The sequence below is a fragment of the Bacillus sp. JKS001846 genome (assembly GCF_900176455.1).
Taxonomy (GTDB): Bacteria; Bacillota; Bacilli; order Bacillales; family Bacillaceae_G; genus Bacillus_A; species Bacillus_A cereus.
Genome location: NZ_FWYG01000001.1, coordinates 493,522 through 510,373, shown reverse-complemented (window position 1 = coordinate 510,373; position 16,852 = coordinate 493,522). Strand labels below are relative to the sequence as shown.

The following is a 16,852-nucleotide window of genomic DNA, read 5'->3' as shown; positions in this document are numbered from 1 at the left end:
ATTCACTCAATACTCAGAAGTTATGATCGGTGTGCCAACCACAATTGTATCTTTGTTGTCTGTAGAACGTATTGCTATTTGCACATTTATTTTCTCTCTATTTGTTGAAAGAGCGTCATCCCACTTTTTATTGTATGCGGAGACTGACACAAATGCTCTTTCTTCTACTTGTTCGATCGCTCTTGCTGAAAGATCTTTCAAAACCTGATTGGTTTTATTTTGCAAAACACCTTCAATCTTATCATTCAGTACACCTTGAACACAAGTGTAAATTATAGGTTTTTCACTAAAAATTTTATTCATGTTTTGAACATACTTCGGGTCCCATTTCGCCCCACTTACTTCAAAGATAATGAAAGTGTTTTCTTTAGTATTTTCTTTACTCCAAGTTACTACTACTCGTTCTTCATAAGAAGAAAGCTTTTTATAGGATGTAGCTTTATATCCATCTGGAGATTGCTCTACTTCCCACTTTTGAATATTTGCCTTTTCCTTCACATCGTTTAACAACTTTTGAAACGTATGTATGTTAGAAATTGTTTTTGTTTCTCTCGCTAACCATGACCATTTTTCTACTTTAGCATCATTTTTCTCTAAAGCCTTGATCATGCTCTCCATTTTCTGTTCATCGCTTATCGGTTTCATCTCTCTATATCCAACCAAAAATAAAACAACACTAAGTGCAACAATAAGAATGGCTTTAAGCTTCAATTTCATCCCCTCCTATCCCCATTGTTAACGGAGATTTGAGGTTCTATACACTTACTTTACTAAATACGTTAAACTCTTCGAATAGCCTAAATAATCAAGGAAAAAGTTACTTACAGATGTCCCAATTGCAATTGTAATTAAGATGAGTAATACTCGCGTCTGCAGCACTTTTCCGGACTTCATTAAACGCTCAATGTGAATGCCTTGTAAGGCCCACCACGTAATGGTAATAAACAATAAATGCGAAACAATGGCAATCAGTGCTTGTTGCCCTAAAAGTTGTGCCAAAAAATCGACCCCTTTTTACTCAGCTACTACTTATGAAAGAATATAAAAACGATACCATAATAAGTAGGAGCTACACTTTTTCAAATGCACATAGACATCTTACATTTTACATCGTGATTTTCTTTCCAAAAACGTATATCTACATTACAAGTTAACACAAAATAAAAAGCGCAGAGTACTGACTCCACACCTTTTATTTTCACTATTGTACCACGTTCCCTAAGAAGAAGAAATCTTTCATTAATGGAAAATATTCATAAAAGAAATTGTACCCAATCATCGGCATAATCCCTAGTATTACAATCGAAATTGCACAAAGACTCATAACAACCTTTATATTTAACGGTAACCGTATTCTCTCTTCTGTCTCTCCTGTGCGGAAAAACATTTGTTGTAAAATACGGAAATAATATACGAATGAAACGACTGTCGTACCCATCATAATCGAAGCTAGTACGTAATGTGCTGGCTCTACATGAAGCGCGCCTAAAAAGATATTAATCTTTCCAATGAAGCCAGCCGTTCCTGGTATCCCAGCCAACGATAAAATAAAAATTGTCATCATAATCGCTGCAAATGGTGACCTTTTATATAAACCTGTGAAAATCGTTATATTTTCCTCATCATTTTGTAAGATTAAGCCGTGGATGATAGCAAATGCACCTATATTCATAAGCATGTATGCCAGCATATAAAACCACATGCTATCCATCGTAAATGGTGATAATGCCACAAGTGGAACGAGTAAATACCCTGCATGAGCAATGCCCGAATAAGCAAATAAACGCTTTATATTGTATTGTTTTAACGCGACTACATTCCCAACAATCATCGTAATACTTGCTAGCACCGCAATATATATACTCATATGCCCATATAAAGATTGCATATCTCCTTGTATTAATACACTTGCAAAAACCATAAGGAACAAACGAATAATGAGTAGGAAACCAGCAATTTTAGAAATCGTTCCAAGAAAAGCAGTAACTGGTGTAGCCGCTCCTTCATATACATCAGGTGCCCACATATGAAACGGCACTGTGGCAATTTTAAATGAGAGACCGACTAGCAATAAAAGAAATGCGAGAGCTAACAATAACTGAATACCACTAGCGAGTTCCCCAGTGAGTACCTTTTGCATATCTACAATGTTAGTTGAACCTGTAATACCGTATAAATAACTCATTCCGAAGAGCGTAATCGCCGTTCCAATTCCTCCGCTAATGACGTATTTCATTGCCCCTTCATTTGATGCACGGCTCTTTTTTCGTATTCCTACTAAAATATAAGAAGAAAGTGAAAGTAACTCCAAACCAACGAAAAGGGTAATGAAATCAACACTAGAAGCCATGAACATCGCACCAAGAAGTGCCATTAAAAATAAGTAATAATATTCACCCTTATCTTCAATTGGATTCTTCTTATCATCGCTCATTGCGGTGCATAAAATAAGAGCTGAGGCACCTAATAGCAATGTTTTAAACCCTTTTGAAAATCCATCTAACACAAACGATCCGTTTAAAATATCTCCAGCTGGTTCGCTATATAGCATAATTAATGACACGATTGCTAATACGATAGCAGCAATCGCACCAAGAGCTACATATCTATGATTCAGCTTAAAAAACAAATCACATATGGAAAGAAGGATGGCGGCGCCGAGAATAATAAATTCTGGCACCATTAGATGCCACGATAAGCTAAGTAACGTATTCATATCCATCCTACTTCACCCCCAATGTTTTCAATGTATTTTGAAGCGGATCCCCTAGTATTTCTGGCATAACTCCAATTGCAATAATACAAAAGATAAGTAGTAAAACAGGGACATACTCCCATCCGTGTATATCAGTTTTTGCTTCCCACTCTTTCTTTCCAAATGTCACTTGAAGTGTCGCCCTTAATACATATACAGCGGTTAAAATGATGCCAATCACACCGACTGCAGCAATGACGGGCTCTCCTTGAAATAAACCGAGAAAGGCAAGAAATTCACTGACAAACCCAGACATCCCTGGTAATCCAAGCGAGGCCATTCCTCCTGCTAAAAAGAATCCGCTAAGTATCGGTACACTTTTCGCAAGTCCGCCTAGCACCGTAATATCCGAAGTTCCAAATCGTTGTTCTATAACACCCAGTAGGAAGAAGAGCAAGGCTGCAATTAAACCATGTGATACAACTTGGAATAACGCTCCTTGTGTACCAAGTGCATTAAGTGACGCAAGTCCCATTAACACAATTCCCATATGCGAAATACTAGAGTAAGCCAGTACTTTCCTAAAGTCCGTTTGGATGAGCGCTAAAAAGGCACCGTATAATAAATTAATTACGCCTAATATCGCAATTAGTGTTGCAACATCGTGAAAATATTCCGGGAATAGCCCTTTCCCGAAGCGAATAATACCGTACGCTCCAATCTTCAGCAAAACACCCGCATGAAGCATAACTACAGCTGGATGCGCTTCTATGTGTACATTGACCATCCAGCGGTGCAACGGAAAAACAGGTAGTTTAATTGCAAAAGCAATCATTATGGTAATAAATACACTAAGCTGCAAACTACTTGGGATGACGAGTGCTCCCTCTGCACTTACGCTTCTTAATATCTCTTTCAGCTCCACAATATTTGTTGTACCTGTTTTCGCGAACAAAATTGAGAAAACAATGAGCAAAATAGCTGAGCCAATACCGTTATATATTAAATAACTATACGCAGCCTTTTCACTCGACAATTTTCCCCACTTTCCAATTAATAAGAACATTGGTGGCAACGTAATTTCAAAGAAGATAAAAAACAACATTAAGTTTTGAGCAGCAAAGACGCCGAGCATTCCTATTTCTAGCATAAGTAACAGCATATAAAATGCTTTTAAATTTCTTTTAATAGAAAAGGCTGCAATTGCTGCAAGCATCGCTAGAAGAGCCGTCAGTACCATCATGACAAGCGACAAACCATCAATACCGAGCTCGTAATAAATAGAAAACCACCTTTTATCTACCGCTGTGAAATCGCCGAACTTAATCCATTTCATCTTCTCATCAAATAGGGACAAATTCTTTCCAGAAGCATATGTACAAGCGAGGACGATAGCGATTCCAAATGGAAGTGCCGTCCCAAATAAGCCAAGCGCTCGCACTGTACGCAATTCCTTTTTCGGTGTTAATACAAGCAATAAAATTCCTAAAAGCGGGGAAAAAATGAAGAACGTTAACAACAAATCATTCATCGTAAATCCCCTCCCGTATAGAGCAAAATAATGACGAGTACAGCGAGCGAAACCGCCGTTACAGTACCGTACACTTGTACATTCCCGTTTTGAAGTTTCGATCCAAGATTACTTGTGCCTTTAACTACACTTCCAATTAAAACTGCAATTCCTTCGACTACATACACTTCAAATAAGCGAAGCACATGAGCGATTCCTTTCGTAATAGGGATCACCGTCATGTTGTATAGTTCATCCACATAATATTTTTCTTTCAAAAGATTATAAAGAGATGTTTCCGTACCCCCAGCCCAATTTCTAGAAATTGATTTCTTGCCATATATGAAATATGCAAGAGCGATTCCCGCAAATGAAACGAGTGTCGCAACAATCATAATCCAAACTGGTCCATGCGCTTCTTCAACCTTAAACCCTACATCTTTCGTCAACCAATCTCCGAGAAACGTCCCAAACCACGGTGTATTTATATATCCTGCCACTACCGCAAGAACGCCGAGAACAATCATTGGATACGTCATAACGCGAGGCGATTCATGCACTTCTTCCTTCGTCTTCGTTTCTCCAGTAAAGACAAGAAAGTATAGGCGGAACATATAAAACGCTGTTAAAAACGCCGCAATTACTGCTAAAGTAAATAAAACGTAATTGCCATTCATCCACGTCGCCGCTAAAATTTCATCTTTGCTGAAAAAACCGGAAAGCAACGGAACACCGCTAATGGCAAGGGTACCTATTAAAAATAGCGTACCAGTTACTTTCATCTTCTTCTGTAAACCGCCCATTTTATTAATGTTTTGCGTATGCACAGCATGAATTACACTTCCTGCTGCCAAAAATAGTAGTGCTTTAAAAAAAGCGTGTGTCGTTAAATGGAATATACCAGCTACATAACCGGCAGAACCTAACGCGAGCATCATATACCCGAGCTGGCTAACTGTAGAATAAGCAAGCACCCTCTTTATATCTGTTTGCACAAGACCGATAGAGGCCGCAAAGATTGCAGTGAAAGCTCCAACGATTGCCACTGTCTGCATCGCCACTGTACTTGCTGAAAACAGAGGAAACATCGTCGCTACTAAATATACGCCAGCTGCGACCATCGTCGCCGCGTGAATAAGTGCCGAAACGGGCGTTGGCCCCTCCATTGCATCTGGCAACCACGTATGAAGCGGGAACTGACCTGATTTTCCCATCGCCCCGATAAAAATTAATATCGCTGTTATTGTAATCATGTAAGGAGGTAGATCCCCTGTATAAATCGCCCTAAATATTGCGTCATATTCAAAACTACCTGCGTACCAAAAAATTAAAATCATCCCGATAAATAAACCAACATCCCCAATACGGGTCATAATAAAAGCCTTTTTTGCAGCAGCCTTCGCTTCTTCTTTAAAGAAATAAAAACCGATAAGTAAAAATGAACCAAGGCCAACTAATTCCCAAAATATATAAAGCTGTAATAAATTCGTTGATATAACAAGCCCTAACATCGCAAATGTAAAGAGTCCTAAATATGCGTAAAAGGTTGGTAATCGTTCATCACCTTTCATATAACCTTTCGAATACACATGTACAAGTAGACTCACAAGCGTCACGATAAATAACATTAAAGCTCCTAATGCAGTCACTTCAAAGCCGAATGATATATCCACATCTCCAGCTCTAAGCCACACCCACTTATGCTTCACGCTTGCTTCTGAAAACCTTTCTATTAACACAAGTACCGCAAGTATAAAGGAGAGAAAGACGAAAAAAATACTAAGTACGCTGCTTCCTTCTCTAATTTTCTTCCCGAATATAATAAGTAACAAAAACGAAACGAGTGGGAAAAGCGGTATGAGCCATGCATAATCGATCATTGTTTCCTTCCCCCTTTTTCGGTCACAATGTTATCCTTTAAGCGTATCCATTTCATCCACCTGAACTGTTGTACGATTACGATATAAAGCAATTAAAATAGCGAGTCCTACCGCCGCTTCCGCTGCCGCTACAGCCATCGTAAACAGTGAGAAAATTTGACCTGTTAAATTCGGAAATAAGCCTAATTTACTAAACGCCACTAAGTTTAAATTGGCAGCATTCAGCATTAATTCGATACAAACTAATACGATTACTGTATTCCGCTTTGTTAAAGCTCCAAATAGACCGATGCAAAACAAAATAATCGCAAGTGTTAAATATGCAGAAGCTGGAACGCTACTCATTGGAATCCTCCTCTTTCTCATCCTTTTTCGCAAGTACAATCGCGCCAACGAGTGCTACAAGTAAAATAACTGAAGTTAGTTCAAATGGGATAATATATTTTGAATAGAGAAGCGTACCGATTTGAAGTGTGTTGTTTTCATGGAGAGGTAAACTTCCTTGTGTGCTTTCATTTGCAAAATCAACATTATTAACAGCGAAATACATAACCGCTCCAAATGCTACAACTGCAAAGAAGATAATCCATTTTCGAAGAGTAAGACGCGATTCATTTTCCGCGTTATGTTTCGTTAACATAATGCCGAAAATCATAATAATTGTGATTGCACCAGAGTAAAGTAAAATTTGTGCAACGCCTATAAATTCAGCTGATAAAAGAAAATACAAACCTGCAATGCTGAGAAATGTCAGAACGAGAGCTAGCATCATGTGCATAACTTTCGTTAAGTTCAACATAAGAACACCGCCGATAATTGCAGACAAGGATAGTATAAAGAATGCTACAAACTCGCCATTCATGCCTTGTTCTCCTTCCTGACGTTTTCGTCGTTTTCGTCAAGCCACTGCAAATTTTTAAATAAGTCATCACGTGAATATTCCGCGAGTTCAAAGTTATTTGTCATGACAATTGCCTCTGTCGGACAAACTTCTGTACATAAATCACAAAGAATACAAATTTCAAAATTAATATCATACGTGTCGATAATTTTCCCTTTTTTCGTAGGATCCGGATGTTTCTTTCCTGTTAACTGAATACAGTCTGTCGGACAAATGTTAGAGCACTGATTACAAACAATACATTTCTCCGGATAAAATTTTTGAATTCCACGAAAACGGTCTGGCAACGGCAACGGTTGATTTGGATAATCATACGTTACCTTCTTCTTGCTCAAATTACTTAATGTATATTTTAATCCTTTAAATAGTCCTTTCATCTCTTACTGGCACCCCCCTCATAGATTAGAAGAATAACTCCTTAATCAATGCCGTTAAGAAAATATTTGCAAGTGCAATCGGCAATAATACTTTCCAACCAAACTCCATTAACTGGTCACCTCTTATACGCGGGAACGTAACGCGGAACCAAATTAATAGAAAGACTACACTGCTAAATTTCAAAGCAAACCATACGGCACCTGGGATAAATCCAAGAAACATGACTGGATTCCATCCGCCTAAAAAGAGCACTGTAATTAACGATGCCATCCCGAAGAAATATACGTACTCTGAAAGCATGAAAAACGCCCAGCGAAAACCTGAGTATTCCGTATGATATCCAGAAACAAGTTCTGACTCCGCTTCTGGCAAATCGAATGGCGTTCTATTTAACTCTGCAACTGCTGCGATTAAGAAAACGACGAAGCCAATTGGCTGTACGAAAATGTACCAAACCTTCTCCTGCGCCGCTACAATCTCATTTAAATTCAGGCTACCAGCTAGCAAAACGATACCAATTACACTCATTACGAGCGGAATCTCATAAGAAATCATTTGCGCCGCCGCACGCATCCCTCCTAAAAGGGAATATTTATTATTCGATGCCCATCCCCCAGTTACAACACCTATCGTCGTAATACCGGAAACAGCGATATAATAAAGTAACCCGACTCCAATATCTGCAAATTGAAATTTATCAGTGAACGGGATAACTGCAAGCACCATAAATGCTGGTGCAAATGCAATGACAGGTGCTAATATAAACAGCGGTTTATCTGCTGCTTTCGGAATACTATCTTCTTTCAATAATAGTTTTAAAACATCAGCTACCGTTTGCAGTAAACCAAATCGGCCTCCAACCTGGTTTGGGCCAATCCGCCCTTGCATAAACCCCATCACTTTCCGTTCTGCCAAGATTCCATATGTAACGAAGCCAAGGACTGCAAATAGTAGAAGTACCGCTAATCCGAAAAAAATGAAGAAATTCGTCCAGCTTGAAGGTGATTGTAAGAGCGTCTCAATCATTAGCCATCAACCTCCCCAAGTACAATATCAACTCCACCTAAAATCGTAATTAAATTAGCGATGTTTTCACCTTTCAATAACTTCGGTAAAATTTGCAAGTTATAAAAAGATGGCCTACGAAACTTCAAACGGTACGGCTCTTTCTTTCCGTCACTAGCGATATAACACCCAATCTCTCCGCGCGGCGATTCGATACGTACAAATGCTTCTCCCTTAGGTGCCTTAATAATTTTTGGTACTTTTGCCAGCACAGCTCCATCTTTCGGGAACTGCTGAACCGCTTGCTCAACAATCTTTAAAGACTCCTCGATTTCTTGCATTCGGCAAACGTAGCGATCCCAAGCATCTCCCACGCTTCCAACAGGAATATCAAAATCAAAACGATCATAAATCGAATACGGCTCATCTTTGCGAAGATCCCAGTTTACTCCAGTGCACCGCAAATTTGCTCCGCTTAAAGAATACGAAATCGCTTCTTCCGCGCTATATATACCAACGCCTTTCACACGATTTAAGAAAATCTCATTACCGCTAACAAGATCATGATAACCTGCCAGTTGCTCCCTCATATACGGAACAAACTCTTCCACCTTTTCAATCCAACCATCTGGCGCATCCCACTTCACACCACCAACTCTCATATAGTTAAAAGTAAGCCGTGCCCCGCATAATTCATTTAATAAATTTATAATCATCTCTCGTTCACGAAACGCGTACAAAAACGGGCTAACCGCTCCTATATCAAGAAGATTCGTCCCCCACCAAACGAGATGGCTCGCAATTCTTCCTAGCTCCATCGCAAGTACTCGCAAGTATTCGGCACGCTCTGGAATTTCAAGCCCCATCATCGTCTCTACAGCATGGCAAATGACGTAATTATTCGTCATAGCTGATAAATAGTCCATTCGATCTGTATAAGGGATAATTTGCGTATACTGTAAGCTCTCAGCGATCTTTTCCGTCCCGCGATGTAAATACCCAATAACAGGTGTAGCTTCTTTAATAATTTCCCCGTCAATCTTAATTACGAGCCTGAACACACCATGTGTACTCGGATGCTGAGGTCCTACATTCAAAAGCATCTCTTCCGTGCGGATCATAGCTACACCTCCACATCATACGGTTCATAGTCTTTTCTAAGCGGATATCCTACCCAATCCTCTGGCATTAAAATACGTGTTAAATTCGGATGCCCTTTAAATATAATGCCGAGCAAATCGTATGCTTCTCGCTCCGGCCAGTCAGCCCCTTTCCAAAGCGCTGTCACAGATTCGACTTGCGGCGTTTCCCGGTCTAGCTTTACCTTCACCGCTACCGATTGTTTCTTACTATATGAAAACAAATGAACATACACTTCCATATGTGTCACAAAATCCGTCGCATGTAGCTCTGACATATAATCAAAAGCAAGTCCCTCATGGAATCGCAGTGACTCCATCACTTCATAATATTTTTCGGGATCCACCACAAGAGTTGGCACATCCTTTGACAGTTTATTAATGTAGGAATCTACTAATGCACCCTCTCCTAACTTCTCCCTAATAGCCTCAACATACTGATTTAAATACGGCTGATTTACGGACAGTTCTTCCTGCTTCGGCTCATCCTCTTTCTTACCTTCAGCCCCCTTTGTCTTCGCTCTTGCAGCCGCTGCTGCTTTCGCTTTTGCCGCTGCAATTGCCTTTGCCTTTTCATCTCCCGAATCCCCATCACCTTGCGAGGCTTTCTGCTTCGCCAATGCTGCCGCTTTTGCCTTGGCAGCTGCCACCGCCTTCGCCTTGGCTTTCGCTTTTTCTTCTTCCGTTACTTCTTCGGTTCCTTCTCTTTTCTGCTTCGCTAACGCCGCCGCTTTTGCCTTGGCAGCTGCCGCTGCCTTCGCCTTGGCTTTCGCTTTTTCTTCTTCCGTTACTTCTTCGGTTCCTTCTCTTTTCTGCTTCGCTAACGCCGCCGCTTTTGCCTTGGCAGCTGCCGCTGCCTTCGCCTTGGCTTTCGCTTTTTCTTCTTCCGTTACTTCTTCGGTTCCTTCTCTTTTCTGCTTCGCCAATGCTGCCGCTTTTGCTTTTGCAGCTGCTGCTGCCTTCGCCTTGGCTTTCGCTTTTTCTTCTTCCGTTACTTCTTCTGTCCCTTCTCTTTTCTGCTTCGCTAACGCCGCCGCTTTTGCTTTTGCAGCCGCTGCTGCCTTCGCCTTGGCTTTCGCTTTTTCTTCTTCCGTTACTTCTTCTATTCCTTCTCTTTTCTGCTTCGCTAACGCCGCCGCTTTTGCTTTTGCAGCCGCTGCTGCCTTCGCCTTGGCTTTCGCTTTTTCTTCTTCCGTCACTTCTTCGGTTCCTTCTCTTTTCTGCTTCGCTAACGCTGCCGCTTTTGCTTCTTCTATAGTAATATCACCGTTTTTTGGTAGCGCTTTCTCTTTTTCTTGATCTTCTTCCTCAAGCTCACTTATTTCCGCCTCGTGTTTCGCTACAAGGCGTTTTCTCGCTTCTTCTTTTGCACGCCTAGCTGCTTCTTTTTTCAGCTCCTCTAAATCTTTATTTGGATTGCTCATTTATTCGTCACCTGCTTCCCGGTCTTTGCTTCGTAACGAATTTTTTCTTTTAATTTATTAATTCCATAAATTAAAGCAGCTGGATTTGGGGGACAACCAGGAATATACACATCAACTGGTACAATTTGGTCTACACCTTTCACAACAGCATATGAATTTACATACGGACCACCTGCTGTTGCACAAGATCCCATCGCAATAACCCATTTCGGTTCGGGCATTTGATCATATAAGCGCCGAACAATAGGAGCCATCTTCTTCGTTACCGTTCCCGATACAATCATGACGTCCGATTGCCTTGGTGAAGTCCGAAAAAATGACCCAAATCGATCTAAATCATAATGTGATGAGCCTACTCCCATCATTTCAATTGCACAGCACGCCAGTCCGAATGTCATCGGCCATAAAGAATTGCTCCTCGCCCATCCTTTCAACTGTTCCAATGTAGAAAAAAAGATATTTCGTTCTAATTCTGCTCGCTCATTTGGATGTAATTCCTCAAAATTTATAACCATTGTAACACCTTCTTTTTCCAAGCATACGCTAATCCAACTAGCAACATTACAACAAAGATGAGCATTTCAATTAATGCAAATAAACCTAGCTTGTCATACGCAACAGCCCAAGGATATAAAAATAAAGTTTCTACATCAAAGATCACAAACAATAAAGCAAAAATATAATAACGAGCATGAAACCGAATATTTGCATCATGAAAAGGCTCAATTCCACTCTCATACGTCGTCGCCTTTGCTGCACTTGGTTTATTTGGGCGCAGCATCCTTCCTAATGTAAGAGCCACTACCGGCAGCAATATACCTAATAGCAAGAAAATCAAAACGATCATATAACTATTTTCATATACACTTGCCATTGTGAAACCCTCCCCCCTAAATTAAGAACAAGTTCACATAGTAAACAATATGTCCTAGTTGCAGTAATTATTATTTTTAAATTTTTCTAAATAATGCAACTATTCTAATCATTATAGCAAACTTCAAATTCCTATGTCGATATGTTGGGAGGCAGAAACAAGAATTATTAAAATCTATCTTTACAACTTACTATAATTGTGCAAAATAAATATAAAACTTATATATGCTTTTCAAGAAACCGTAGGTGATATAAATGAAAAAACAAACACATGTAAGTATTCTTATAAGCATTGTATTGCTGTCTATAACGCTTCACTATGTAGCGATGCCTTTTCTATATGAATACTCATTTTCTTTTCAGCTATTAATCGGAACGAGTACCCTATTAATTGATATTATCGCTTGTAGTTATATACTTTATTTTTCAAACATGAAAGAAGGGCTATCTCGTTTATTTTGGATCATATTATCTGTTGGAGCTCTCTCTTATTTTATCGGTGATATAGTCGTTGCCTATCAGCGTTTAATTGTAAAGGACTTCTATACGTTCGCTGATCCATCTGACTTTTTTTACTTACTTTTTTTAGTTAGCTTTACGTTTGCCTTTCTATACGAAATCATTTATAACCGAGATTTATTAGAAAAACTTTTTATGCTATGTGATATTTGTATTATCGTTACAGCCCAATTTACTTTAAGTTACTACTTACTTATTGAACGAACTATTCATATCTTTACAACATCCTATATCGACATATTTGTTCAACTTACCTATCCAATGGCTGATTTACTCTTTCTCTTAATAGGAATCAACCTTTTATTCAAACCACTATCCTTATTACCTAAAAAGGTCGGTGCACTTCTTGGCAGTGCTTTAATTTTATATGCTACTACAGATGCGATTTATGCGTATATAAAATACTTCATACCAGAGTATTCTATGTTTACAGTTACTCCTTTCTATCAAGTAACCTTAGTACTAGTAGCAATCGCCTGTATTCTCCATACAAAAAAGCCTGAAAAACAAGAACAAGTACTACTAACACCTAAAATTGGTGAATCAATCCGATTATCATTACCGTATATTTCGGTAGTAATGCTTATTGTTTTCATATTAGTTGAATACGTTTTTGCGCCTATTATAGTAATCGGACTTATAATAACTTTCTCTTTCGTGCTCATACGTCATAGTTTAGTTCGAAAACAAAATAAAATCTTATTGCTAGCTCAAATGCAATTCAACTCAGAACTCGAGAAACAAATTAAACTACGTACAGAAGATTTAGTAGAACAGAAAAATGAACTCTATCATAATCAACAAATGTTTAAATCTTTATACGAGCATCATCCAGATCCAATCTTCACATTAGATTTGTACGGTAATTTTCTCAAAGTAAATAACGCTGGTACTACTTTACTCGGTTATCAAACGAATGAATTATTAAACCAGCCTTACTATTCACTCATATACGAAGAAGATTTAGAAGAAATGATTAACGCCTTTCATCGCGTGAAAAAGGGGGATTCTATCTCTTTAGAAATACGGGCGTACCATAAAAACAGAGATATTTACTACTTGCACGTTACCGCCGTACCGATCTTTTTAAAGGAGAAAATTTCTGGGGTTTATTTAATGATTAAAGATATTACGGAAAGCAAACAACAACAAGAACAAATTAATTTCCTAGCATACCATGATACTTTAACAGAGCTTGCAAATCGACGTGCATTTCATCAACATTTAGAACAGGCAATTGCGCGAGCAAAAATATCGAAAAAGCCTTTTGCTGTTATGTTTCTCGACCTAGACCGTTTTAAAGTTATTAATGATACCCTCGGTCATCGAGTAGGAGACCTATTGCTCATCGCAGTAGCAAAAAGGCTCGAAAGAATAGCAACATCAAATATGAAACTCGCGCGGCTAGCTGGGGATGAGTTCACAATCCTTATCGAGAATTACAAAAAAAAGCCAGATGTCCAAAAAATAGCTGATAGGATTGTAGCGGCCATGAATGAGCCATTTGAAATCGAAAATCAACATTTACAAATCTCACCGAGCATCGGAATTGCAATATATCCTGAAGCAGGTGAAGATGCGCTATCCATTTTGCAGCATGCTGATATGGCCATGTACGAAGCAAAGAATAAAGGAAAAAACGGTAGCTCTCTTTACACGAAAGAACTATATAAAAAAATGGAACGAAAAGCTCGAATTGAAAAAGATTTGCCAATCGCTTTAGTAAACAAAGAATTTTATCTCGTTTATCAACCACAAATTGATACGACAACAAATAAAATTATCGGTGCTGAAGCTTTAATACGTTGGAAACACCCACTATTAGGTGACATTTCACCATGTGAGTTTATTCCAATTGTAGAAGAGACGCCACAAGTAGTCCCACTTGGACATTGGGTATTACAAGAAGCTTGTCTCCAATTAAAAATATGGCATACCTTTGGCTACCAAAATTTAAAAATAAGTGTTAATTTATCCGCAAAAGAATTCCGGCAAGATCAATTAATCGAAAACATTTCACAAATATTAAACGACGTGCAAGTCGATCCAAAATATGTAACACTTGAGTTAACAGAAAGAATTGCAATGATTGACGAGAAAGAAACGTTATTGAGACTGAAGCAATTAAAAGAATACGGTATCCAAACTTCCATTGATGACTTCGGTACTGGGTATTCTTCTCTTGCTTATTTATCAATTTTTCCAATCGACACATTAAAAGTACCGAGAGAATTTACACAATTAGCTGATCATCGTCCTGAAGAACGAGCCATCGTTTCTACAATACTTTCCCTCGCAAATACTTTAAATCTTTCAGTCGTTGCCGAAGGAATTGAAACCGAAAAACAGCTTAAGTTTCTGCAAAAACATAACTGTAAATATATGCAAGGTTACTATTTCAGTAAACCACTTACTAGTAATCAGTTTATAAAATTTCTACAAAAAACCCCCAGTATGAACAAATAATTCATACTGGGGATTTTATAATGCTAAATATTTTTTTCATAATATTCTTCTGCGATCTCTTCGTAAAAAGCTGCAGATGTCGTATAGAAATATGGAATTAACCACAGGAATCCAATTCCTAATGTAATACAACTTAATATAAACCAGCCAATAAAACTTAAACATAAAATGAAATACTCCATCTTATGTCCATCCATCATACGACGACTTTCTGTAATAGCTTGGTTCAGTGAATACTCAGGATGATCGTTTATAATAAAGTATGTCATCGCATAAGAAAAAGATTTAATAATACCTGGAATAATGAACAATAACGTCCATAAGAAAAGATAAAGATTTACTAATAAATATAATAAAAATGATTTTAGAAATCTCTTTCCCTCTGAAAACCAAATGAATATATTACCAATACTAGCTTGCTTTTCACGAAGGATATTTAAACCAAGGTAATATCCACCTAAAGTTAACGGTCCAGTAACAAAAAATGTAAGAATATTCGTTGAAAGTGAACCGTTTGTTTTTTGCCAACCGAAAATTAAAGAAAATCCCCAATCAACACTAAAACTAAAAGCCGTGATAAGAATTGAAATGAGTAGTGTAGCTCCAACAGCTAATCCCCATTTCCCTTCTAATGAATCTAGTGCTTCTCCTTTTAAATCACTAATCATGCGTAGCCTCGCCTCCTATACACAATAATTCTATTAGTATAGCATGTTCCTATTGAAATTCACCTTTTGAAATATAGCGATAAAAGTGTGCTGTCGTCGTACTCATATACGGACTAAACCAAAGAAATCCTATTCCAAAAGTAAGAAGCGCTAAAATAGCCCATCCTATGAAGCTCAGCCATAAAAGAAACAAATCTAACTTATGACCCTTCATAAGATTCTTACTTTCCTTCATCGCCTGCGAAACACTATATTCTGGATTTTCAATCATCACATAGTACGTCAGTGCATAAGAAAAATACATCACAATCATACCAACAATTGAAATTGCTAATAGTACGAAGAAAGCTATTGCAAATGACGTATTCCCTTCTTCACCTAACAATGCAAATAAGCCTATTAACAGCATCGGAATCCATGTACCTGTATATAACAAAATCGCAAGCATTGCCCACATTGTTTTCATCATTCTTTTAAAGCCACGAAATCCTTCAAATAAGTAATCTACTTTAGCATCTTCTCGTTTACTAATCTGTAAAAATACATTTGTATAACCATATGACGTGATCCCATACGATGCGTTACTCAAAATTATTATAATGCAATAAAAAATTCCAAAGGTAATACCTGCTCCAATTGACATCGTTTCCTCTTCAAATGATCCAGTTAAGCTTGCAACTGAGAGAAATATAATAATTCCTGGAATTAATAGTATAAGCATTGCAGCCATCGAAACGACATAACTTAAAATAAAATATAAAATTGTTGATCCAACACCTAGTCCCCATTTTCCCTTTAAAGAGTACAATGCTTCTCGCTTCATTTCACCAATCATTGATTCATCCCCTTTATGAAATATAAATTGTTGTACACTTCTACTTATACAAGCATCAATATAATTATACCAGTTTTGTAAAATTATCCATAAAATACACAAAAAAAATCCGTAAAGGCAAAGCCCTTACGGATTTTTTTACTTCATATCGGAAACGTTTAAACGGTTCACGGCACGTTGTAATGCCATTTCTGCACGTTTAAAGTCAACATGCGCTTGTTTATCTTGCAGACGTTGCTCAGCGCGACGCTTCGCTTCATTTGCGCGATGGATATCGATATGGTTTGCTTCTTCAGCAGATGATGATAATACAGTCACTTTATCTGGACGAACTTCGATAAAGCCACCGCTTACTGCTACATAATCAGTATGTCCACCATTTTTCAGACGAACTGCACTAATTTTTAATGGTGCAACAGTTGGAATGTGACCTGGTAAGATCCCCATTTCCCCACTCTCTGCTTTTACACTTACCATTTCTACTTCTTTTTCGTAAACCGGTCCATCAGGAGTTACAATACTGACTGGAAATGTCTTCATACTTCGTCCCTCCTAAGGC

At 38.3% G+C, this 16,852-nt stretch carries 17 protein-coding genes; 1 reads left to right on the top strand and 16 read right to left on the bottom strand.

The annotated features are described in order from the left end of the window. Positions 1 to 6 precede the first annotated feature (6 nt). From B9A45_RS02765 to nuoA, 13 genes are all read right to left on the bottom strand, one after another. The gene (locus tag B9A45_RS02765) at positions 7 to 717 is read right to left on the bottom strand and encodes a YwmB family TATA-box binding protein (RefSeq protein ID WP_002005985.1); all 711 of its coding nucleotides are present in this window, start codon (positions 715 to 717) and stop codon (positions 7 to 9) included. A 45-nt stretch (positions 718 to 762) separates the two neighbouring features. Further along, positions 763 to 999, bottom strand: coding sequence for a DUF1146 family protein (locus B9A45_RS02760; RefSeq protein WP_000057889.1), 237 nt, complete (start codon positions 997 to 999; stop codon positions 763 to 765). 202 nt (positions 1,000 to 1,201) lie between these two features. Continuing rightward, positions 1,202 to 2,716: an NADH-quinone oxidoreductase subunit NuoN gene (gene nuoN / locus B9A45_RS02755; RefSeq protein ID WP_340637577.1), complete on the bottom strand. Its 1,515-nt coding sequence runs from the start codon at positions 2,714 to 2,716 to the stop codon at positions 1,202 to 1,204. A 7-nt stretch (positions 2,717 to 2,723) separates the two neighbouring features. Beyond that, complete coding sequence (locus B9A45_RS02750; protein WP_084063840.1) at positions 2,724 to 4,226, bottom strand: NADH-quinone oxidoreductase subunit M; 1,503 nt, start codon at positions 4,224 to 4,226, stop codon at positions 2,724 to 2,726. Continuing rightward, positions 4,223 to 6,085: an NADH-quinone oxidoreductase subunit L gene (gene nuoL / locus B9A45_RS02745; RefSeq protein ID WP_000568227.1), complete on the bottom strand. Its 1,863-nt coding sequence runs from the start codon at positions 6,083 to 6,085 to the stop codon at positions 4,223 to 4,225. Before nuoL ends, B9A45_RS02750 begins: the two co-directional genes overlap by 4 nt. Before the next feature lie 30 nt (positions 6,086 to 6,115). Further along, positions 6,116 to 6,430 carry an NADH-quinone oxidoreductase subunit NuoK gene (nuoK, locus tag B9A45_RS02740; protein ID WP_000100079.1) on the bottom strand — a complete coding sequence of 105 codons (315 nt, stop codon included), beginning with the start codon at positions 6,428 to 6,430 and terminating at the stop codon, positions 6,116 to 6,118. After that, a complete protein-coding gene (locus B9A45_RS02735) occupies positions 6,423 to 6,947 on the bottom strand; it encodes an NADH-quinone oxidoreductase subunit J (RefSeq protein WP_001012814.1) in 525 nt (174 codons plus the stop codon). The genes nuoK and B9A45_RS02735 overlap by 8 nt, the downstream gene beginning before the upstream one ends. Next, a complete protein-coding gene (nuoI, locus tag B9A45_RS02730; RefSeq protein ID WP_000677191.1) occupies positions 6,944 to 7,363 on the bottom strand; it encodes an NADH-quinone oxidoreductase subunit NuoI in 420 nt (139 codons plus the stop codon). Before nuoI ends, B9A45_RS02735 begins: the two co-directional genes overlap by 4 nt. 25 nt (positions 7,364 to 7,388) lie before the next feature. Continuing rightward, positions 7,389 to 8,390, bottom strand: a complete 1,002-nt coding sequence (gene nuoH / locus B9A45_RS02725) for an NADH-quinone oxidoreductase subunit NuoH (RefSeq protein ID WP_000573426.1) — start codon at positions 8,388 to 8,390, stop codon at positions 7,389 to 7,391. Further along, the gene (nuoD, locus tag B9A45_RS02720) at positions 8,390 to 9,490 is read right to left on the bottom strand and encodes an NADH-quinone oxidoreductase subunit NuoD (protein WP_000621434.1); all 1,101 of its coding nucleotides are present in this window, start codon (positions 9,488 to 9,490) and stop codon (positions 8,390 to 8,392) included. Before nuoD ends, nuoH begins: the two co-directional genes overlap by 1 nt. Before the next feature lie 2 nt (positions 9,491 to 9,492). After that, positions 9,493 to 10,932: an NADH-quinone oxidoreductase subunit C gene (locus B9A45_RS02715; protein ID WP_084063839.1), complete on the bottom strand. Its 1,440-nt coding sequence runs from the start codon at positions 10,930 to 10,932 to the stop codon at positions 9,493 to 9,495. Continuing rightward, entirely contained in the window at positions 10,929 to 11,447 is a 519-nt protein-coding gene (nuoB, locus tag B9A45_RS02710; RefSeq protein WP_000236331.1) for an NADH-quinone oxidoreductase subunit NuoB, read from the bottom strand. The genes B9A45_RS02715 and nuoB overlap by 4 nt, the downstream gene beginning before the upstream one ends. Beyond that, positions 11,438 to 11,806, bottom strand: a complete 369-nt coding sequence (gene nuoA / locus B9A45_RS02705; RefSeq protein WP_000179273.1) for an NADH-quinone oxidoreductase subunit NuoA — start codon at positions 11,804 to 11,806, stop codon at positions 11,438 to 11,440. Before nuoA ends, nuoB begins: the two co-directional genes overlap by 10 nt. Positions 11,807 to 12,060: 254 nt before the next feature. On the opposite strand from nuoA, the gene B9A45_RS02700 reads away from it, so the two are divergent. Beyond that, positions 12,061 to 14,790: an EAL domain-containing protein gene (locus tag B9A45_RS02700; RefSeq protein WP_084063838.1), complete on the top strand. Its 2,730-nt coding sequence runs from the start codon at positions 12,061 to 12,063 to the stop codon at positions 14,788 to 14,790. A 23-nt stretch (positions 14,791 to 14,813) separates the two neighbouring features. Here B9A45_RS02700 and B9A45_RS02695 read toward each other — a convergent pair whose 3' ends face one another. The 3 genes from B9A45_RS02695 to atpC form a co-directional block, all read right to left on the bottom strand. Then, the gene (locus B9A45_RS02695) at positions 14,814 to 15,458 is read right to left on the bottom strand and encodes a DUF975 family protein (RefSeq protein WP_000622463.1); all 645 of its coding nucleotides are present in this window, start codon (positions 15,456 to 15,458) and stop codon (positions 14,814 to 14,816) included. A gap of 49 nt (positions 15,459 to 15,507) precedes the next feature. Continuing rightward, complete coding sequence (locus B9A45_RS02690; protein WP_000578829.1) at positions 15,508 to 16,293, bottom strand: DUF975 family protein; 786 nt, start codon at positions 16,291 to 16,293, stop codon at positions 15,508 to 15,510. 138 nt (positions 16,294 to 16,431) lie between these two features. Beyond that, positions 16,432 to 16,833, bottom strand: coding sequence for a F0F1 ATP synthase subunit epsilon (atpC, locus tag B9A45_RS02685; RefSeq protein ID WP_000847211.1), 402 nt, complete (start codon positions 16,831 to 16,833; stop codon positions 16,432 to 16,434). Positions 16,834 to 16,852: the final 19 nt, after the last annotated feature.